This is a genomic window from Aquipseudomonas ullengensis, assembly GCF_014174475.1.
In the GTDB taxonomy this organism is placed as follows: domain Bacteria; phylum Pseudomonadota; class Gammaproteobacteria; order Pseudomonadales; family Pseudomonadaceae; genus Aquipseudomonas; species Aquipseudomonas ullengensis.
This window is the reverse complement of the sequence record NZ_JACJUD010000001.1, coordinates 489,495-509,341: the sequence shown is the minus strand read 5'-3', so window position 1 is coordinate 509,341 and position 19,847 is coordinate 489,495. Positions and strand designations below refer to the sequence as shown.

The window sequence follows — 19,847 nt, the reverse complement described above, 5'->3', positions numbered from 1 at the left end:
GCAGCACTACAGTTGTGCGGTCAGTGACCACGAACGGGCATAGGTTGCGGGTGCATCACGGCCCGCTGCCGTTCTTCCTCAAGGAACTTCATGATGATCGGGGCAACCGCTTCGGCGCGGGTCACCAGGAACAGGTGACCATCGTCGATGATGTGAAATTCCGTATTGGGGATGCGCCAGGCCAGCAGGCGCATGTTGACCAGCGGAATCAGTGGGTCATCGTCGCCGGCCAAGACCAGCGTAGGTTGTCTGATCTTGTGCAACCAGTGGATGCTGGTCCAGCCTAGGCCGGCGAACAGCTGCCAGTAGTAACCCATCTTACCGCCCGAGCGGACCTTGCTGGCGTGTGCCAGGGCCAGCTTGGGATCGCGGCGAAAGGCGCCGCCATAGATTTCCGGGGCGATCTGCACGCCATACGACGGCTGGATATAGCGCCGCGGGCTGGCCATGCACCAGAGCACCTTGGGCTTGCCCGGCACCATTACGGCACCTGCCGACGTGGCCGCCAGCACCAGTTTCTTGCAGCGCTCCGGGTAGTCGTGGGCGAACTGCTGCGCCAGTGCCCCCCCCCAGGACACGCCGATGGCGTTGACCTGGCCGTAGTCCAGGTAGTCGAGCATGCGTGCGGCCAGCTTGGCCAGGCCGGGGAAGCGGTAGGGCGTGCTGGGCGTGGACGAGCCGCCAACGCCGGGGACGTCGAAGGCGATCACCTCCAGTTCCGGGTCGAGCGCCTGGACGAAGGGCATCACCAGCTCCAGGTTGGCGCCGATGCCGTTGAAGATCAGCAGCGGCGTGAGCTTGCTGCTGCCCGGACGGACCGCCGTACGGATGGTCTGGCCGTCCAGTTCGATGGTGCGAAATGCGAAAGGTTGCGGCATGCGCTAAGCCCTATGGTTTGATCCGTGGCGAGCCGACATCCAGCGCGGCTCTCCAGTGCCCCACCGGTTGGTGGGCAAGCACCGCCCCGGACCACATGGGCCGGGGTGGCGGGCGGCACTTCCAGTTGCCGCGGGCAGTACTGCGCAAGGTGCAGCGTGTACGGGTATCGCTGTTGTTCTCTGGGAGGCCTAGCGTTCGTGCACGTAAGTGCCGGGGGACGCCTCGCCTGCCTGGTAGGTCTTGTTGCCGAGGGCGGCTGGTGCCTTTTTCAGCTTGCCCGAGCGATCGGCCAGCCAGGTCTGCCAGTGCAGCCACCAGGAGTCCGCATGCTTGGTCGCGCTGGATTGCCAGGCGCGTGGGTCATACGGCATGTCGGTGTTGGTCATGTAGCGCGCCTTGGGGTTGCCCGGCGGGTTGAGAATGCTCTGGATATGCCCGCTGTTGGACAGCACGAACTCGACCTTGCCGCCGAACAGGTGGGCCGACTTGTAGCACGAGCCCCACGGCGTGATGTGGTCGTTGGTGCCGGCCAGGCAGTAGATGTCGCTGGTCACCTGCTTGAGGTCGATCGGCGTGCCGCAGACTTCCAGCGCGCCGGCGCGGGTCAGCGGGTTGGTCTTGAACATCTCGATGAATTCGCCGTGCAGGGCGGCCGGCAGGCGCGTGGTGTCGTTGTTCCAGTAGAGGATGTCGAACACCGGCGGCTCGTTGCCCAGCAGGTAATTGTTGACCCAGTAGTTCCAGATCAGGTCGTTGGGGCGCATCCAGGCGAAGACCTTCGCCATGTCGCTGCCTTCCAGGACACCGGACTGGTAGGAGCGGCGCTTGGCGGCCTCCAGGGTCTTCTCGTCGGCGAACAGGGCGACCTGGGTGTCGAGCTTGGTGTCCAGCACGCTGACCAGCAGGGTCAGGGCGTTGACCTTCTGCTCGCCGATGGCGGCGTAGTGGCCGAGCAGGGAAGCGGTGGTCAGGCCGCCGGAGCAGGCGCCGAGCATGTTGATGTCTTTGCTGCCGGTGATCGCCAGGATCACCTCGATGGCTTCCTTGAGCGCCTCGATGTAGGTCGACAGGCCCCACTCGCGCTGCGCCTTGGTCGGGTTGCGCCAGCTGACCACGAAGGTCTGGATGCCGTTGCGCAGGAGGAAGCGCGCCACGCTCTTTTCCTGCGACAGGTCGAATACATAGAACTTGTTGATCTGCGGCGGCACCACCAGCAGCGGACGTTCCTGCACCTGCTCGGTGATCGGCTTGTACTGGATCAGTTCCAGCAGGTCGTTGCGGAATACCACGGCGCCGTCGCTGGTGGCGAGGTTTTTGCCGACCTCGAAGGCGTCCATGTTGACCTGGCTGGGCATGCCACCGTTGTGCACGATGTCCTTGGCCAGGTGGGAGAGGCCGTCGAGCAGGCTCTTGCCGCCGGTTTCGAAGAAGCGTTTGACCGCAGCCGGGTTGGCCATGCTGTTGGTCGGCGCCATGGCCTCGGTCATCAGGTTGATGACGAAGTGGCCGCGGCTGGTGTCCTGTTCGGAGAGGCTGCTGTCCTCGATCCAGTCGTGCAGTTCCTTGCGCCACACCAGGTAGGTCTGCAGGTAGCGGCGGTACAGCGGATTCTGGCTCCAGGCCGGATCGGCGAAGCGGCGGTCGCCTTCTTCGGGCGTGAGTTCGGATTGGCCGAGCAGCACGTTCTTCAGTTCGAAAGCGAAGTGAGTGATGTGCTTGGCGCTATGGAAGGGTTGTTTGATGGCCTGGGCGAGGACCATACGGGCAGAAGTAAGCAGATCTTTACCGCGTATGCCTATCACCGGGTTCAATCCCAGTGTGCTTTCCGACGCCTGCCGTTGCAGGTCTTCATTATTCTTTTGGGTCATCTACGACGCTCCATTGTCCTGAGACGAATACCGGCATGTTGCTGTGTGCTGACACAGGGCGAAGGGCTGGTACTGCTCGGGTTACCGGGTGCGGATTAAGCTCCGCGCTTCTTCGCATTCGCAGTAGGCAAATGCATGGAACCTGCCAGTTCCTTGGTTACCCGAGTTTGCCCGTTTGCGCAAGCGCGCAAATCCCTATGGCACGGCGCGCGGCAGTATGCCGAGGGCGATTAGAAAGTGCGCCCTAAGCGTGACGAAAATATTGCGGGAGGGGCGGGCTAGAGCAGTAGCTTGATCACAGATTCGTTCGGGTCGCGGGATTTGCCGGCGGCCGCCAGCTGCGCCAGATAGTCCGTCCACAGTTCGTCGTGACGGATGGCGAGTTGATAGAGGTAATCCCAGGTGAACAAACCGCTGTCATGGCCGTCGTCGAAGCACAATTTCAGTGCATAGTTGCCGGCCGGTTCCAGGCCCTGCAAACCCACGCCGAGCTTGCCAACCTGGAGGATAGGTTTGCCGTGGCCCTGCACTTCGGCCGAGGGTGAATGCACCCGCAGGAACTCGGCGCTGAGGCTGTAGCTGTGCCCGTCGTACTCCAGCTCGAGGAGCTTCGAGGCCTTGTGCAGTTTGATGGCGGTGGGCATGCGCATGGGGAGCTTCCGGGTGGCGGGTGGATAATGCCGGGCATTATCCACCCAGTCCGGTCAGAGGATATAGCGCGACAGGTCTTCGTCCTGCGCCAGCTCGCCGAGGTGGTCGTTGACGTAGGTGGCGTCGATGCGGATCGGCTCACCGTTCTGCTTGCCGGCCAGGTCGCCGGCACTGAAGGAGACTTCCTCCAGCAGGCGTTCGAGCAGGGTGTGCAGGCGGCGCGCGCCGATGTTCTCGGTCTTCTCGTTGACCTGCCAGGCGATCTCGGCGATGCGCTTGATGCCGTCCTGGAGGAACTCGATCTGCAGCCCTTCGGTTTTCAGCAGCTCGGTGTACTGCTCGGTGAGCGCGGCATGCGGCTCGGTGAGAATGCGCTCGAAATCCTGCGGTGACAGCGCCTTGAGCTCGACGCGGATCGGCAGGCGACCCTGCAGCTCCGGCACCAGGTCGCTGGGCTTGGACAGGTGGAAGGCGCCCGAGGCGATGAACAGGATGTGGTCGGTCTTGACCATGCCCAGCTTGGTGTTGACCGTGCAGCCCTCGATCAGCGGCAGCAGGTCGCGCTGCACGCCTTCGCGGGACACATCGGCGCCGCCGACATTGCCGCGCTTGGCCACCTTGTCGATCTCGTCGATGAACACGATGCCGTTCTGCTCAACCGCTTCCAGGGCCTTGGCCTTGAGTTCTTCCTCGTTGACCAGGCGCGCGGCTTCTTCCTCGCGCACCAGCTTGAGGGCTTCCTTGACCTTGAGCTTGCGGCTTTTCTTCTTGCCCTTGCCCAGGTTGGAAAACAGGCTCTGCAGCTGGTTGGTCATTTCTTCCATGCCCGGCGGGGTCATGATCTCGATGCCGGCCGGTTGCTCGGCCACTTCGATCTCTATGTCCTTGTCGTCCAGCTGGCCTTCGCGCAGGCGCTTGCGGAACAGCTGGCGGGTATTGGAGTCGTTGCTCGGCGCCGGGTCATCGTTGAAACCGACCCGTGCTGGCGGCAGCAGGGCGTCGAGGATGCGCTCTTCTGCGGCGTCTTCGGCGCGCGACTGGACCTTGTGGATCTCCTGCTCGCGCAGCAGCTTGATCGCGGCATCGGCGAGGTCGCGGATGATCGATTCGACGTCACGGCCGACATAACCGACTTCGGTGAACTTGGTCGCTTCGACCTTGATGAACGGGGCGTTGGCCAGCTTGGCCAGGCGCCGGGCGATCTCGGTCTTGCCGACGCCGGTAGGGCCGATCATCAGGATGTTCTTTGGTGTCACCTCGGCGCGCAGCTCGGCCGGCAGCTGCATACGCCGCCAGCGGTTGCGCAGGGCGATGGCCACGGCGCGCTTGGCGTCGTCCTGGCCGATGATGTGGCGGTTGAGTTCGGAGACGATCTCGCGGGGCGTCATGGACATGCAGGCTTGCTCCAACGGAAGCCGCGCTTATTCAGCGCAGTCTTCTTCCTCAATAGTTAGGTTCTGGTTAGTGAAGACACAGATGGAGCCGGCAATGTTCAATGCCGCCTCGGTGATTTCACGCGCGCTGAGGTCGGTTTTCTGCAGCAGGGCCATGGCCGCGGCCTGGGCGAAGCCGCCGCCGGAGCCCATGGCGATCAGGCCTTGCTCGGGTTCGACCACGTCACCGTTGCCGGTAATGATCAGCGAGGCATCTTTGTTCGCAACCGCCAGCATGGCTTCCAGGCGGCTGAGCGAGCGGTCGGTACGCCAGTCTTTGGCTAGTTCGACGGCGGCGCGCACCAGATGGCCCTGGTGTTTTTCCAGCTGGCCTTCGAAGCGCTCGAACAGGGTAAAGGCGTCGGCGGTGGCGCCGGCGAAACCGGCGAGTACCTGGCCGTGGTAGAGGCGCCGGACTTTCTTGGCGTTGCCTTTCATCACGGTGTTGCCCAGGGATACCTGGCCGTCGCCGCCCATGACGACTTTGCCGTTGCGGCGAACTGAAACGATGGTGGTCAAGGGGAGCGTCTCCACACGATGGGCGAATTGCCCTGATGAAGACTTAGGTGGGGTGGCCCGTCCGGCTTTTCAACCGGACGAGGCCAATTAGCGGTTCAGCGACTTTGGCGCTGCTGTAACAACAGGTTGCTATAGCCGCTGGCAGCCAGCTGTTTCTGCGCGCTGGCCAGTGCTTCGCGGCTGGCGTAGGGGCCGACCAGTACGCGGAACCAGGTTTCTTCGCGCACCTTGCCCGACTCCACCTGCACGCTCTGGCCGAGCAGGATCAGCTGGGCGCGCACCTTGTCGGCGTCTTCGCGCTTGCGGAAGGAGCCGGCCTGGAGGAAGAACTGGGTGGTGACCGGCGCCATGGCCACGGTGGGTGGCGGTGGCGGGGTCTGGCCGTTGAGCAGGGCTTCGGCACGGGCGGCGTCGATCTTCGCGGCTTCCTCCGGGGTCACCGGGGTGGTCGGCGGCGTAGGTGGGGTTTCCTGCTGCATGGCGTCCGGCGGCACGATGACCTCGGATTCCGGCAGCAGGGTGTAGAAGTCGTACTTGGGCTTGACCGGTTCCTGGGTCGCCGGGGTCTTCTTCTGCTCGACGGTCTTGCTGCTGGCGCGCGCCTGTTCATCCGGCTTGGCGCGTTTGACGTCGCCGCGGCCGGGTTCGAGGCTGAACAGGAACACCATGAAGCCGCCAATCACCAGGCCACAGGCCAGCCATACCCAGCCGGGTACCGGTTTTTTCGGGGGTGCCTGGTAGCGGCTGGCGCCGCGCTTGGGTGCCGGTTTTTTCTTCGCCGCCACTTACATGCGCTCCAGGGTATCCAGGCCGAGCAGTTGCAGGCCTTGTTTGAGGGTGCGGCCGGTCAGCGCCGCCAGGCGCAGGCGGCTATTGCGCACGGCTTCGTCTTCGGCGGAGAGGATCGGGCAGTTCTCGTAGAAGCTGGAGAACAGCCCGGCCAGGTCATACAGGTAGGCGCACAGCAGGTGCGGCGTGCCTTTGTCGGCGACGTTGTTGAGCAGCTCGCCGAACTGCGCCAGCTTGCCGGCCAGGGCATGCTCCTGCTCGGCGTCCAGGCTGATCTGCCCGCCGATTTCCTCGATGCCCTTGCCCAGCTTGCGGAATACGCTGGCCACGCGGGTGTAGGCGTACAGCAGGTAGGGCGCGGTGTTGCCCTCGAAGCTCAGCATCAGCTCGAAGTTGAAGCTGTAGTCGCTGGCGCGGTGCTTGGACAGGTCGGCGTACTTCACCGCACCGATGCCTACCGCGCGGGCGATCTGGCGCAGCTCGGCGTCGTCGAGGTCGGGGTTCTTGCTTTTGACCAGGCTGTAGGCGCGCTCTTCGGCCTCATTGAGCAGGTCGACCAGTTTCACCGTGCCGCCATCGCGGGTCTTGAACGGGCGGCCGTCGGCGCCGTTCATGGTGCCGAAGCCCATGTGTTCGAGCTGCATGCTGGCCGGGACGAAGCCGGCCAGGCGCGCGGCGGCGAAGACCATCTGGAAGTGCAGGGCCTGGCGCTGGTCGACGAAGTACAGCGCGCGGTCGGCCTTCAATACGTTGGCGCGGTAGCGGGTGGCGGCCAGGTCGGTGGTGGCGTACAGGTAGCCGCCGCCGGCCTTCTGCACGATCAGCGGCAGCGGGTTGCCTTCGGCATTCTTGAACTCGTCCATGAACACGCACTGGGCGCCTTCGCTTTCGCTGAGCAGGCCCTTGGCCTTGAGGTCGGCGACCACATTGGCCAGGTCGTCGTTGTAGGCGCTCTCGCCCTTCACGTCGGCCATGCTCAGCTTGACGCCGAGGCGGTCGTACAGCGCCTGGCAGTGGCTCAGGGAAATATCGTTGAAGCGGTGCCACAGGCGCAGGCACTCGGCGTCGCCGGCCTGCAGCTGCACCACCAGCTCGCGGGCGCGGTCGGCGAATTCCGGCGACTCGTCGAAGCGTTTCTTCGCCGCGCGGTAGAAGTTTTCCAGGTCGGAAAGCTCGCTCTCGGCGGCGGCCGGGTTTTCCTGCATATACGCCAGCAACATGCCGAACTGGGTGCCCCAGTCGCCGACGTGGTTCTGCCGGATCACCTCGTCGCCGAGGAACTCCAGCACGCGCGCCACGCCGTCGCCGATGATGGTCGAGCGCAGGTGGCCGACGTGCATTTCCTTGGCCAGGTTGGGCGCCGACAGGTCGACCACCACGCGCTGTGCCGAGCCGGCCTTGCGCACGCCGAGCTGGGCGTCGGCCAGGGCGGCTTCCAGGCGCTGGGCCAGGGCGTCGCTGTTCTGGAAGAAGTTGAGGAAGCCGGGGCCGGCGATCTCGACCTTGCTGATGCCGTCATCGGCGGGCAGGGCGGCGACCAGCTTCTCGGCCAGGTCGCGCGGCTTCATGGCGGCGGGCTTGGCCAGCATCAAGGCAATGTTGCTGGCGAAGTCGCCGTTGCTCTTGTCCTTGGTGTTCTCCACCTGAATCGCCGGCGTCAGGCCTTCGGGCAGTACGCCCTCGGCGGTGAGGCGGGTCAGGGCTTGCTCAATCAGGTGGCGAATGGTGTCTTTCATGGTCTGCTCGGTCGGCCGTGGCGGGTCGAAAACTGGGCATTATCGGCGTGGCAGGAGAGTGCGGCAACCCGCAGGGCCGCCTAAATCTCTTTGTAGGAGCGAGCTTGCTCGCGATCAATGCCTGCGCAAAAGCATCGCGAGCAAGCTCGCTCCTACAGAGAGCGGCTAAAAAAGGTCGATCGGGTCGACATCCAGCGACCAGCGCACCGCCCGTCCGCCCGGCATCGCTTCGAGAATCGGCAGCCAGTGGCTGAGCAACTTGTGCAGCGGCACGCGGCTGTTGGCTTGCAACAGCAGTTGCGCGCGATGACGGCCGGCGCGGCGCTCCATCGGGGCAGGGACCGGGCCGAGCAGTTCGATACCGCCCAGGCTCAGCTCCTGCTGCAGTTGTTCGGCATAGGTGCAGGCGTCGTCGAGAAAGCCTTCTGCCTGCCCCGGCTTGTGCGCTTCGGCGCGCAGCAGGGCCAGGTGGGCGAAGGGCGGCAGGCCGGCACCGCGGCGCTCGCTCAAGGCCTGCTCGGCGAAAGCCGGATAGCCCTGCTCGGTGAGCTGGACCAGCAGCGGGTGGTCGGCCAGGTGCGACTGGATGATCACCTTGCCCGGTTCCTCGGCGCGCCCGGCACGCCCGGCGACCTGGACGATCAGCTGGGCCATGCGCTCGCTGGCGCGAAAGTCCGCCGAGTACAGGCCGCCGTCGGCATCGAGGATCGCCACCAGGGTGACGCGCGGGAAGTGGTGACCCTTGGCCAGCATCTGTGTGCCGACCAGGATGCACGGCTCGCCACGGGTGATGGTGCTGAACAGCTTGTCCATGGTGCCCTTGCGCGCCGTGGTGTCACGGTCGATGCGCAGCACCGGGAAGTCCGGGAAGAGGATGTTCAGGCGCTCCTCGGCGCGCTCGGTGCCGGCGCCGACGGGGCGCAGGTCGACCTTGGCGCAGTCCGGGCACTGCCGCGGGGGGCGCTCGACGTGGCCGCAATGGTGGCAGCGCAGTTCGCCGGAGCGCTGGTGCAGGGTCATCCGCGCGTCGCAGCGGTTGCACTGGCTGATCCAGCCGCAGTCGTGGCACAGCAGAGTCGGGGCGAAGCCGCGGCGGTTAAGGAACACCAGCACCTGCTGGCCGGCGGCCAGGGTCTGGCCGATGGCCTGTTGCAGCGGCCCGGAGATGCCGGAGTCCAGCGGCAGGCTTTTTATATCCAGGCGCAGGAAGCGCGGTGGCTGTGCGCCGCCGGCACGCTGGGTGAGCTTGAGCAGGGCGTAGCGGCCGGCGTGGGCGTTGTGCAGGCTTTCCAGTGAGGGCGTGGCGGAGCCGAGGACGATCGGTAGGTTTTCCTGGCGGGCACGCACCAGGGCCAGGTCACGGGCGTGGTAGCGCAGGCCTTCCTGCTGTTTATAAGAAGCGTCGTGCTCCTCGTCGATGATGATCAGCCCGGGATTCTTCAGCGGGGTGAACAGCGCCGAGCGGGTGCCGATGACGATATCGGCCTCGCCATCGCGCGCCGCCAGCCAGGCATCCAGGCGCTCGCGATCATTGACCCCGGAGTGCAGCAGGGCGATGCGGGCGTTGAAGCGGCGGGCGAAGCGTTCGAGGGTCTGCGGGCCCAGGTTGATTTCCGGGATCAGCACCAGCGCCTGCTTGCCTGCTTCCAGGCAGTGGCGGATCAGCTGCAGATAGACCTCGGTCTTGCCGCTGCCGGTCACGCCGTACAAGAGGAAGGCGCCGAAGCTGTCCATGCCGGACTGGATGGCATTGAAGGCGGCGCGCTGCTCGGCATTCAGCGGCAGCTCCGGTTGTGCCAGCCAGCTGCCGTGGCGCTGGAGGGTGGCGCTGCGGCGCACTTCGACCTGTACCAGGCCCTTCTCCAGCAGCAGGTCGAGGCTGTCCTTGTTCAGCTGCAGCTGGCTGAGCAGGCGATGGGCCACGCCATGCGGGTGTTGGGCCAGGGTGCGCAGGGCCTCGCGCTGGCGCGGTGCGCGGCTGAGGCGCGGGTCGTTGAGGTCGGCGCCCTCGCTGGCATGCCAGAAGCGCTCCTGCCGCGCTTCGGCCGGTTCGCCCTGGCGCAGCAGCACCGGCAATGCCCAGCTCAGGGTGTCGCCGAGGCTGTGCTGGTAGTACTGCGCGGTCCACAGGCAGAGTTTGAACAGCGCCGGTGGCAGCGGCGCCTGGCGATCGAGCAGGGCGAGGGCGGGCTTGAGCTTGTCGGCTGGCACATCACTGTGGTCGACCACCTCGATCAGCACGCCGATCATCTCGCGGCGGCCGAACGATACGCGCAGGCGCATGCCCGGCTGCAATGCGCTGCGCGGTACCCCGGCGGGGGCGCGGTAGTCGAACAGGCGGCGCAGCGGCGAGGGCAGGGCGAGGCGCAGAATAGCGTCGGGCACAGGGGGCTCCAGATCAGTGCGGCGATGCTAACACGGCCGCACGTCGCCGAGATTTGTCGGTGGCTTGCGCAGTTGCCGTGCTCTGGTATGATCCGCGGCCTATTTCCGTGCGGTACTTGGCAGCAAGCCAAGTGGCGGCACACTTAAACCGAGGAAAATACGATGAAAGCCGATATCCATCCGCAGTACGAAGAAATGGTTGCAACCTGCAGCTGTGGCAACGTGATCAAAACCCGTTCGACTCTGTGCAAGCCGATGAGCCTGGACGTTTGCTCCGAGTGCCACCCGTTCTACACCGGCAAGCAGAAAATGCTGGATACCGGCGGCCGTGTTGACCGTTTCAAGCAGCGTTTCGGCATGTTCGGCGCCAAGTAAGCGTCCGAGCTACCACGGGAAACCTTATGGGCTTTTCCGCGTTGTTGAAAAAGGCGTCCCCAGTGGGCGCCTTTTTCGTTTCCGCGTTTTGGCTTTTATCCGCGCAGGCCTTCTGCCCGCTGGCCGATCCGTTGCCGCAGGTGCGCGTCGAGCGCACGGTCGACGGCGACACCCTGCGCCTGGTCGACGGCCGCAGCGTGCGCCTGATCGGTATCAATGCGCCGGAGACGGCCCATCACGGACGCCCCGTCGAACCCTTCGCCGAGGCGGCGCGCAAGCGCTTGCAGGCGCTGGTCGCGGCCAATGACGGGCGAGTCGGCATGCGCCTGGGCGCGCGTAGCAAGGATCACTACGGCCGCACCCTGGCGCATCTCTACGATGCGCGTGGGCGTAACCTGGAGGCGCAACTGCTGGCCGAGGGCCTGGGCTACCAGGTGGCTTTCGAGGCGGACGAACTGGTCGCCTGTCAGCAGGCGGCCGAGGCCGCTGCGCGTGAACAGCGTGCCGGGCTCTGGGCGCGTGCGGTGCCGTTGGCGCCGGCGGATTTGCGTCAGTCCGGTTTCGCCCTGGTGCATGGCCGCGTCGAGCGGGTGCAGCGCAATCGCGGCGGTGTCTGGTTGGAGCTGCAAGGCGGCCTGGTGCTACGGATCGAGCCGGCGCTGCAGGCGCGTTTCGATCTGCCGGACATACAAGCGCTGGCCGGGCGCCGGGTCGAGGCGCGTGGCTGGGTGATCGACCGCGCCAAGCGCGGCGGTGGCAATGCCAAACAGGCGCGCTGGATGCTAGCGCTGACCCATCCAGCCATGATCGAGGTGCTGCCATGATGGTGCGTATGACGTTGCTGCTGGTGCTGCTCGCCCAGCTGGTTGGCTGTGCGGTCAATCCGGTGACCGGCAACAACGATTTCGTGATGATGAGCGAACGCGAGGAAATCGCCCTGGGGCAGCGCGCCAGTCAGGAAATCCTCCAGCAATACTCGCGCTATGCCGACGAGAAGCTGCAGGCCTACGTGCAGCAGGTTGGCCAGCGGGTCGCGCGCAACTCCCATCGCGGCAATCTGGCGTACAGCTTCACGGTGATCGACTCGCCGGACATCAACGCCTTCGCGCTGCCCGGCGGGCACATCTATATCCATCGCGGCTTGATGGCCTATCTCAGCTCCGAGGCCGAGCTGGCGGCCGTGCTGGGGCATGAGGTGGGCCACGTTACGGCGCGCCACAGTGTGCGCCAGCAGAGCCAGTCGACGGCCTGGGGCCTGCTCGGTCAGGCCCTGGCAATCGGTACCGGGGTGGGCGCCGCCGGCGACCTGACCAGCGCCATGGGTAATGCTTTCGTGCGCGGTTATGGCCGTGACATGGAGCTGGAGGCGGATGGCCTCGGCGCCCAGTACCTGGCGCGCAGCGGCTATGATCCGCAGGCGATGATCGAGGTGGTCAAGGTGCTCAAGAGCCAGGAAGACTTCGCCCGCGATCAGGCTGGGGCCAAGGGCGAGGACGCGCCGGCAAGCGGCTACCACGGCCTGTTCGACACCCATCCGGACAATGACACGCGCCTGCATCAGGTCGTGACCGCGGCGGGCTCGCTGTCGCCAGGGCAGGGTGAAGTCGGGCGCGATACCTATCTGCAGCACCTCGAAGGCCTGCCTTTTGGTGACTCGGCGGATGCCGGCGTGCGTCGCGGCCAGCGCTTCTACCATGTCGGGCTGGACTTCACCCTGGCGCTGCCGGCGGGCTGGGGGCTGATCAATCGGCCCGATGCACTGGTTGTCCACAGTGCCGACCAGCAGGCCGTGCTGGTCATGAGCATGCAAACCCTGGCGCAGGCGATGAGCGCCGAGCAGTACCTGCGTCAGCGTGCCGGTCGTCAGCAGCTGGTGCAGCAGGACAGCTTCCGTCAGGCCGATCTGGATGTTGCCAGCGCGGTGGTGCCGGGTTCGGCGGCCAAGCGGGTGGCGGTGATCGTTCGCGACCGCCAGGCCTTCCTGTTCGTCGCCGGGGTCAAAGGGCATGCCTCGCTGGAGAGTCAGGACGAGCGCTTCATGGAGGTGGTTCGCAGCTTTCGTCCCTTGCAGGCTGCCGAGAAGCAACTGGGCGAGCCACGGCGCCTGCACCTGGTGCAGCTGAAAGCCGGGGAGAGCCTGCAGACGTTGAGCGCGCAGATGAATGGCGAGGACGATCAGCTGGTGCGCTTGCGTCTGCTCAATGGCCTCTATCCGGATGGCCAGGCGCGCCCTGGCGACTGGCTGAAAACGGTGCGGTAGGCGGCCGCAGCCCCCGCAGGCCGGCTTGTGGGGCGGTGCCTTCTTGCGTATGCTCGCTCGCCTGCGTTTCACAGCAAAAGCGGAAATAGCCAACATGTCTGATCTGAAAACAGCCGCTCTCGAGTACCACGCTCATCCCCGTCCGGGCAAATTGAGCGTCGAGCTGACCAAGCCAACCGCCACCGCGCGCGACCTGTCCCTGGCGTACAGCCCGGGTGTGGCCGAGCCAGTGCGTGAAATTGCCCGCGATGCCGAGCTGGCCTACCGCTACACCGGCAAGGGCAACCTGGTTGCAGTGATTTCCGACGGCACCGCGATCCTCGGCCTGGGTAACCTCGGCCCGCTGGCATCCAAGCCAGTCATGGAAGGCAAGGGCGTGCTGTTCAAGCGCTTCGCCGGTGTCGACGTGTTCGACATCGAAGTCGACGCGGAAAGCCCGCAGGCTTTCATCGACACGGTGAAACGAATTTCCATCACCTTCGGCGGCATCAACCTCGAAGACATCAAGGCACCCGAGTGCTTTGAAATCGAGCGTGCGCTGATCGAACAGTGTGATATCCCGGTTTTCCACGACGACCAGCACGGCACCGCCATCGTGACCGCTGCCGGCATGCTCAATGCCCTGGAAATCGCCGGCAAGACCCTGGAGCAGGCCAAGATCGTCTGCCTCGGCGCTGGCGCTGCCGCCATTTCCTGCATGAAGCTGCTGGTCAGCATGGGCGCGCAGGTCGAGAACATCTTCATGCTCGACCGCAAGGGTGTGATCCATGCCGGTCGTGACGACCTCAACCAGTACAAGGCCGTCTTCGCCCACCAGACCGACAAGCGCAGCCTGTCGGATGCCCTGGATGGTGCAGATGTATTCGTCGGCCTGTCCGGTGCCAACCTGCTCAGCCAGGAAGACCTCAAGCTGATGGCGCCGAGCCCGATCGTGTTCGCCTGCTCGAACCCGGATCCGGAAATCAAGCCGGAACTGGCTCATGCCGTGCGCTCCGATGTGATCATGGCCACCGGTCGTTCGGACTACCCGAACCAGGTCAACAACGTACTTGGCTTCCCGTTCATCTTCCGTGGTGCGCTGGACGTTCGCGCGACCCGCATCAACGAAGAGATGAAAATCGCCGCAGCCCTGGCTCTGCGTGACCTGGCCAAGCTGCCGGTACCGCAGGAAGTCTGCGACGCCTACGGCGGTATCGCCCTGAGCTTCGGTCGCGAGTACATCATTCCGAAGCCGATGGATGCCCGTCTGATCACCGTGGTTGCCGATGCGGTAGCCAAGGCGGCGATCGAGAGCGGCGTGGCGACCCTGCCGTATCCGAAGCACTATCCGCTGCAGTCGGTGGATGACGTGTTCAACGGCTGATCACTCAGCCAATAAAAAGCCCCGCACTTGCGGGGCTTTTTATTGGCTGCGATTTGTCGATCAGAACAGGTCGATCGGCGCCGCTTCGTCAGCTGGCAGCGGGCTGCCGGGGATGCCGAGGGATGGGTCGAGTTCGCTCATCGGCGGTGGCGAATCCTCGCTCTTGAACAGCTCGAAGTAGGCATCCGGCGAGCCCGGCGAAGCGGCGCGGCCACTTAGCGGGTCGATGCGCAGGGTGAGCAGGCCGGCCGGCTCGGGTAGCAGGTGCTCCGGTTTGTCCTTGAGGGCGGCGCTCATGTAGCTCATCCATATCGGCAGGGCGACGGTGCCGCCGTATTCGTGGCGGCCGAGACTTTCCGGTTGGTCGAAGCCGGTCCAGACAGTGGTCACGTAGTCGGCGTTGAAGCCGGAGAACCAGCTGTCCTTGGACTCGTTGGTGGTACCGGTCTTGCCCGCGAGGTCGCCGCGGCCCATGGACAGAGCGCGGCGGCCGGTGCCGCGTTTGATCACGTCTTGCAGCATGCTGGTGAGGATGTAGGTGGTGCGCTCGTCGACGATCTGCGGGGCGATGGCGGGCTCGATCACGCTGGCGTTCGGCGTTTCGGCCAGCAGGGCGTCGTTCTGCTGGTTGGCGCTGGCGGCACTGGCGGCGGTGCGCGGTGGATTGGCAATGAAGAGCGGTTTGCCGTTGCGGTCGTAGATGCGCTCGATCAGGTACGGTTGCACCTTGTAGCCGCCGTTGGCGAAGGTGGTCCAGCCGGTGGCGATCTCCAGCGGCGTCAGGTTGGCCGTGCCAAGGGCGAGGGACAGGTTGCGCGGCAGCTCATCACGGTTGAAGCCGAAGCGGCTGACGTAGTCCAGGGCGTAGTCGATGCCGATGCTCTGCAGCAGGCGGATCGAAACCAGGTTGCGCGACTTGTACAGGGCCTCGCGCAAACGGATCGGGCCGAGGAAGGTGTTGTTGTCGTTCTTCGGTCGCCAGGCTTCTTCCATACCGGCTTCCTGGAACACGATGGGTGCATCGTTGACCAGGCTGGCGGCGGTATAGCCGCGATCCAGCGCCGCGCTATAGATGAAGGGTTTGAAGCTGGAGCCGGGCTGGCGTTTAGCCTGGGCGGCGCGGTTGTAGTTGCTCTGCTCGAAGGAGAAGCCGCCAACCAGCGAGCGAATGGCACCGGTCTGCGGGTCGAGAGAAACCAGAGCGCCTTGCGCGGCGGGGAACTGGCGGAACAATAGCTGGGTGTTGTCCGCGTTCGGCTCGACGCGCACCAGGTCGCCGATCTGCACCACGTCGGCTGGTTGCTGCGGGCGCGGGCCGAGGCTGTTGGTATTAAGGAAGGGGCGTGCCCACTTCATGCTGTCCCAGGTCACCGGCTTCTCTTCGCCGTCGCGGGTAAGCACCAGGATGCCGCTTTTCTCGACCTGGCTGACGATCACCGGCTCCAGTCCGCCGAGGGTTTTGTGCTTGGCCAGCTCTTGCAGCCAGGCTTCGCGGGTCAAGCCGGGGAGGCGGGTTTCCGGGCCGCGGTAACCGTGGCGCTGGTCATAGTCGGTCAGGCCCTGGTGCAGGGACTGGTTGGCGGCGACCTGCAGCTCGCTCGGTACGGTCAGGGTGACGCGGTAGCCTTCGGTGTAGGCCTCGCTGCCGTAGCGGCCGACCATCTCGGCGCGGGCCATCTCGGCAATATAGGGCGCGTTGAGTTCGGGCGGCTGGACATGGTGGTGTGCGTCGATCGGCTCGGCCATGGCTGCGTCATAGCGAGCCTGGTCGATGGCGCCAAGCTTGAGCATGCGCCCGAGAATCCAGTCGCGGCGCTCCTTGCTGCGCTCGGGATTGACCAGTGGGTTGAAGCGCGAAGGTGCTTTCGGCAGGCCGGCGATCATCGCCATCTGACCCAAGGTGACATCGCGAATCGATTTGCCGTAGTACACCTGGGCGGCGGCTTCGATGCCGTATGCTCGGTTGCCCAGGTAGATTTTGTTGACGTAGAGCTCGAGGATCTCGTTCTTGCTCAGTTCGCGCTCGATCTGCAGGGCCAGGAGGATTTCACTGATCTTGCGCGAGAAGCTGCGTTCGTTGGTGAGGAAGAAGTTCTTCGCCACCTGCATGGTGATGGTGCTGCCGCCGGTTTGAATGTGGCCGCTCGACAATAACTGCGTGGCAGCGCGCATCAGGCTCGTAAAGTCGACGCCATAATGGTTCGCGAAGTTATCGTCTTCGGCGGCCAGAAGTGCGCGGATGAAGTCCTTGGGGATGTCATCGAAACGGATGGGGGAGCGGCGCATTTCACCGAATTCGGCGATCAGTTTGTCGTCGCTGCTGTAGACCCGTAGGGGGATCTGTAGCTGGATGCTGCGCAGTGACTCGACGGATGGCAGGCCGGGACTAAGATAGAGAAAAGCGCCGCTGAAACTGAGGGTTAGACCACAAAAAACGGCGACACAAGACCACAAGAAAAACTTCAGCAGGCGCATCAGGACTCTTGGATTTCCAGATAAAAGAATGGGTTAAGTGTTGCGCGGTGCGAAAAGAGGAAAACTGTTCACATTATAAGCGGTTTTTTTGCTAGGTAGCCATTTGCGCTTCTGTCAAGACTGCTATTTAATGTGGAAAAACATAAATAGTCCGTAAGTCGCGGATGCCAATAGGAAATCGCTCGTGCTAGGGCTCTTCAATAAGAAAGCGAATACGCTTCTGGGGATCGACATCAGTTCGACCTCGGTCAAGCTCCTCGAATTGAGTCGCTCAGGAAGCCGCTACAAAGTAGAGGCCTACGCCGTCGAGCCGCTCCCCCCAAACGCTGTTGTCGAAAAGAACATCGCTGAGCTCGAGGGGGTCGGTCAGGCCCTTTCTCGCGTGCTGGCCAAGGCCAAGACCGGAGCGCGGTCGGTGGCAGTGGCTGTCGCCGGTTCTGCAGTGATCACCAAGACGATCGAGATGGAAGCCGGCCTTAACGATGACGAGCTGGAAAACCAGCTGAAGATCGAAGCCGACCAGTACATCCCCTATCCGCTTGAAGAAGTGGCCATTGACTTCGAAGTGCAAGGCGTTTCTGCGCGCAACCCGGATCGGGTTGAAGTGCTGCTGGCAGCTTGCCGGAAAGAGAACGTCGAAGTCCGTGAGGCGGCACTGGCTTTGTCCGGTCTGACCGCCAAGGTAGTAGACGTTGAGGCCTATGCGCTTGAGCGTGCCTACGACCTGTTGCAAGGGCAGCTTGGTGGTGCGCATGACGAGCTGACCGTGGCTGTGGTCGACATCGGTGCGACCATGACCACGTTGAGCGTGCTGCACAACGGCCGAACCATCTATACGCGCGAGCAGCTATTCGGCGGGCGTCAGCTGACTGAAGAAATTCAGCGCCGCTACGGTTTGTCGGTTGAAGAGGCTGGCCTAGCCAAGAAGCAGGGCGGTCTTCCTGACGACTACGAAAGCGAAGTTCTGCAGCCGTTCAAAGAGGCTGTAGTGCAGCAGGTTTCTCGCTCGCTGCAATTCTTCTTCGCTGCTGGCCAGTACAACGACGTCGATTACATCCTGTTGGCCGGCGGTACTGCGTCCATTCAGGATCTCGATCGCCTGATCCAGCAGAAGATCGGTACTCCCACCCTGGTAGCCAACCCATTTGCCGATATGGCGCTGGGTAGCAAAGTCAATGCGGGCGCCTTGGCGAGTGATGCGCCGTCCTTGATGATTGCGTGCGGCCTGGCGATGAGGAGTTTCGACTGATGGCGCGGATTAACTTACTCCCGTGGCGCGAGCAGTTACGCGAAGAGCGTAAGCAGCGCTTCCTGGTGACCTTGGGTGGCACCCTTTTGGTTGCAGGTGGTTTGGTATTTATCGGTGGGCAATACCTGGATCGCTCTATTGAGCAGCAAAATTCGCGTAACGAATTTGTGCGTAAGGAAATTGCTGTTCTTGATGCGCGTATCAAGGAAATTAGTGAGCTGAAGCAGAAGCGTCAGCAACTGCTTGAGCGGATGAAGATTATTCAAGACCTGCAAGGCAATCGCCCTGTCATCGGGCGTATCTTCGATCAGTTGGTTCGTACCCTGCCAGACGGTGTCTATTTCACTGGGTTGAAGCGTACCGATAAGAGCATTGCCATTTTTGGCGCTGCCGAATCGAATAACCGGGTTTCTAGTCTGATGCGTAATTTGGACTCGTCGGATTGGCTTGAGGCGCCAACCCTGACTCAGGTTAAGGCTGTCACGGCTGGCGCTGTAGATCAGGCAAACGTATTTGAGTTGACCGTTCAGCAGACTCCTCCGGGAGAAGAGGCCGTCGCTGGAAATGCGGCTGACAAGAAAACTCCGGGAAAATCAGACGGTGGTAAAAAGCCATGAGCCTTGCTGAATCGATTGAGGCGCTGAAGAAGGTCGATCTTGCTGATCTTGATGTTAACAATCTCGGCTCTTGGCCTGCTCCGGTTAAGGCTATTACCTGCCTACTGTTGCTGATAGTGGCTCTTCTGCTCGGGTACAATTTTTATCTGAAAGATCTGCAGGGTGCGCTGGAGAAAAGTCGCACCGAAGAGAATACTCTAAAAGAGCAATTCTCGAGCAAGGCATTTCTCGCTGCGAATCTGGAGGCTTACAAGTCTCAGATGAAAGAAATGGAGGAGTCATTTGGTACGTTGCTGCGGCAACTGCCGAGTGATACAGAGGTTCCCGGTCTGCTTGAGGATATTACCCGTACTGGTTTAGGCAGTGGTCTGGAGTTTGAGGAGATCAAACTTCAGCCTGAGGTAGTGCAGCAGTTCTATATTGAGCTGCCAATTCAAATTTCGGTCGTTGGCGGTTATCACGACCTTGCTACCTTTGTCAGCGGTGTTGCTAGTTTGCCGCGCATTGTTACGCTGCATGATTTCGATATAAAACCTGCAGAGGAGGGTAGCACCTCCAAGTTACGCATGAGCGTTTTAGCGAAGACGTACCGGTATAATGATGCGGGCTTGAAAGGTGATGCGGTGTCTGCAAAAGGTGCTGCTAAAGCTCCAGTGCCTAGCAAGGGAGCTAAGAAATGAAAGTAGTAAATATTCTTTCCGTGCTCTTGGTTTCTTCATCTATTTCGGCTTGTACAGGCGGTAGCGATTTCTCTGATCTGCAGGCCTATATGGATGAAGTTAGGGCCCGGCCAAAAGGTTCAATTGAGCCCCTTCCTAAGTTTTTGCCCTATGAGGCATTTACCTACAGCGCCGCAGCTCTTCGTAGCCCATTTCAGCCTCCTGTCAAAATTGACATGGCCCGGCAGCAAAAGGGCTCCAAAGATATCAAGCCAGACGAAACCAGGGTCCGCCAGTTCTTGGAGGGATTCAATATTGAATCCTTTGAGATGGTGGGAACCCTTGCAAACGATGGTTTGGTTTTTGGTTTGGTGCGCGGTGCAGGTGGTGTGCATCGAGTGAAAGTCGGGGATTACTTAGGTCGGAATTTTGGCCATATCGTAGCGATTGATGAGGCCAAAATTGAGGTTGTTGAAATTGTTCCCGATGGTGAGGGTGGATGGCTGGAGCGTCCTCGTAGCATCACCCTCAAAGAACGCTCTTAAATGGCGGGGTTTTGGTATGAAAAATAACTACATATCTGCTGAAC

Annotated in this window: 17 protein-coding genes; 8 read left to right on the top strand and 9 right to left on the bottom strand. The window is 62.8% G+C overall.

Annotated elements, in window-relative coordinates; translation table 11 throughout:
* Nucleotides 1-20: 20 nt before the first annotated feature.
* The 8 genes from phaZ to H3H51_RS02140 form a co-directional block, all read right to left on the bottom strand.
* Nucleotides 21-878 (bottom strand): poly(3-hydroxyalkanoate) depolymerase, encoded by an 858-nt coding sequence (phaZ, locus tag H3H51_RS02175; RefSeq protein WP_183087371.1) that lies wholly within the window; start codon nt 876-878, stop codon nt 21-23.
* A gap of 189 nt (nt 879-1,067) precedes the next feature.
* On the bottom strand, nt 1,068-2,747 hold the full coding sequence (gene phaC / locus H3H51_RS02170; RefSeq protein ID WP_183087370.1) for a class II poly(R)-hydroxyalkanoic acid synthase: 1,680 nt from the start codon (nt 2,745-2,747) through the stop codon (nt 1,068-1,070).
* 278 nt (nt 2,748-3,025) lie between these two features.
* Complete coding sequence (locus H3H51_RS02165; RefSeq protein ID WP_183087369.1) at nt 3,026-3,397, bottom strand: gamma-butyrobetaine hydroxylase-like domain-containing protein; 372 nt, start codon at nt 3,395-3,397, stop codon at nt 3,026-3,028.
* Between the two features lie 54 nt (nt 3,398-3,451).
* Complete coding sequence (gene hslU / locus H3H51_RS02160) at nt 3,452-4,792, bottom strand: HslU--HslV peptidase ATPase subunit (protein WP_183087368.1); 1,341 nt, start codon at nt 4,790-4,792, stop codon at nt 3,452-3,454.
* A gap of 27 nt (nt 4,793-4,819) precedes the next feature.
* Nucleotides 4,820-5,350, bottom strand: a complete 531-nt coding sequence (gene hslV / locus H3H51_RS02155) for an ATP-dependent protease subunit HslV (protein ID WP_183087367.1) — start codon at nt 5,348-5,350, stop codon at nt 4,820-4,822.
* A 95-nt stretch (nt 5,351-5,445) separates the two neighbouring features.
* Nucleotides 5,446-6,135, bottom strand: a complete 690-nt coding sequence (locus tag H3H51_RS02150; RefSeq protein WP_183087366.1) for an SPOR domain-containing protein — start codon at nt 6,133-6,135, stop codon at nt 5,446-5,448.
* On the bottom strand, nt 6,136-7,875 hold the full coding sequence (argS, locus tag H3H51_RS02145) for an arginine--tRNA ligase (RefSeq protein ID WP_183087365.1): 1,740 nt from the start codon (nt 7,873-7,875) through the stop codon (nt 6,136-6,138).
* Nucleotides 7,876-8,040: 165 nt separating this feature from the next.
* Complete coding sequence (locus H3H51_RS02140) at nt 8,041-10,260, bottom strand: primosomal protein N' (protein ID WP_183087364.1); 2,220 nt, start codon at nt 10,258-10,260, stop codon at nt 8,041-8,043.
* A 162-nt stretch (nt 10,261-10,422) separates the two neighbouring features.
* Here H3H51_RS02140 and rpmE point away from each other — a divergent pair, with 162 nt between their 5' ends.
* The 4 genes from rpmE (at nt 10,423) to H3H51_RS02120 (ending at nt 14,258) form a co-directional block, all read left to right on the top strand.
* Nucleotides 10,423-10,635 carry a 50S ribosomal protein L31 gene (rpmE, locus tag H3H51_RS02135; RefSeq protein WP_183087363.1) on the top strand — a complete coding sequence of 71 codons (213 nt, stop codon included), beginning with the start codon at nt 10,423-10,425 and terminating at the stop codon, nt 10,633-10,635.
* A 26-nt stretch (nt 10,636-10,661) separates the two neighbouring features.
* Nucleotides 10,662-11,459 carry a thermonuclease family protein gene (locus H3H51_RS02130; protein ID WP_183087362.1) on the top strand — a complete coding sequence of 266 codons (798 nt, stop codon included), beginning with the start codon at nt 10,662-10,664 and terminating at the stop codon, nt 11,457-11,459.
* The gene (locus H3H51_RS02125; RefSeq protein WP_183088015.1) at nt 11,459-12,895 is read left to right on the top strand and encodes a M48 family metalloprotease; all 1,437 of its coding nucleotides are present in this window, start codon (nt 11,459-11,461) and stop codon (nt 12,893-12,895) included. The genes H3H51_RS02130 and H3H51_RS02125 overlap by 1 nt, the downstream gene beginning before the upstream one ends.
* Nucleotides 12,896-12,989: 94 nt before the next feature.
* Nucleotides 12,990-14,258: a malic enzyme-like NAD(P)-binding protein gene (locus H3H51_RS02120; RefSeq protein WP_183087361.1), complete on the top strand. Its 1,269-nt coding sequence runs from the start codon at nt 12,990-12,992 to the stop codon at nt 14,256-14,258.
* A 60-nt stretch (nt 14,259-14,318) separates the two neighbouring features.
* Here H3H51_RS02120 and H3H51_RS02115 read toward each other — a convergent pair whose 3' ends face one another.
* Nucleotides 14,319-16,736, bottom strand: coding sequence for a penicillin-binding protein 1A (locus tag H3H51_RS02115; protein WP_183088014.1), 2,418 nt, complete (start codon nt 16,734-16,736; stop codon nt 14,319-14,321).
* Nucleotides 16,737-16,917: 181 nt separating this feature from the next.
* On the opposite strand from H3H51_RS02115, the gene H3H51_RS02110 reads away from it, so the two are divergent.
* The 4 genes from H3H51_RS02110 to pilP are packed head-to-tail and all read left to right on the top strand — an operon-like array spanning nt 16,918 to nt 19,803.
* Nucleotides 16,918-17,982: a pilus assembly protein PilM gene (locus H3H51_RS02110; RefSeq protein ID WP_183087360.1), complete on the top strand. Its 1,065-nt coding sequence runs from the start codon at nt 16,918-16,920 to the stop codon at nt 17,980-17,982.
* Nucleotides 17,982-18,599, top strand: coding sequence for a PilN domain-containing protein (locus H3H51_RS02105; RefSeq protein ID WP_183087359.1), 618 nt, complete (start codon nt 17,982-17,984; stop codon nt 18,597-18,599). Before H3H51_RS02110 ends, H3H51_RS02105 begins: the two co-directional genes overlap by 1 nt.
* The gene (pilO, locus tag H3H51_RS02100) at nt 18,596-19,279 is read left to right on the top strand and encodes a type 4a pilus biogenesis protein PilO (protein ID WP_183087358.1); all 684 of its coding nucleotides are present in this window, start codon (nt 18,596-18,598) and stop codon (nt 19,277-19,279) included. The genes H3H51_RS02105 and pilO overlap by 4 nt, the downstream gene beginning before the upstream one ends.
* Nucleotides 19,276-19,803: a type 4a pilus biogenesis lipoprotein PilP gene (gene pilP, locus H3H51_RS02095; RefSeq protein WP_183087357.1), complete on the top strand. Its 528-nt coding sequence runs from the start codon at nt 19,276-19,278 to the stop codon at nt 19,801-19,803. The genes pilO and pilP overlap by 4 nt, the downstream gene beginning before the upstream one ends.
* The last annotated feature ends 44 nt before the right edge of the window (nt 19,804-19,847 follow it).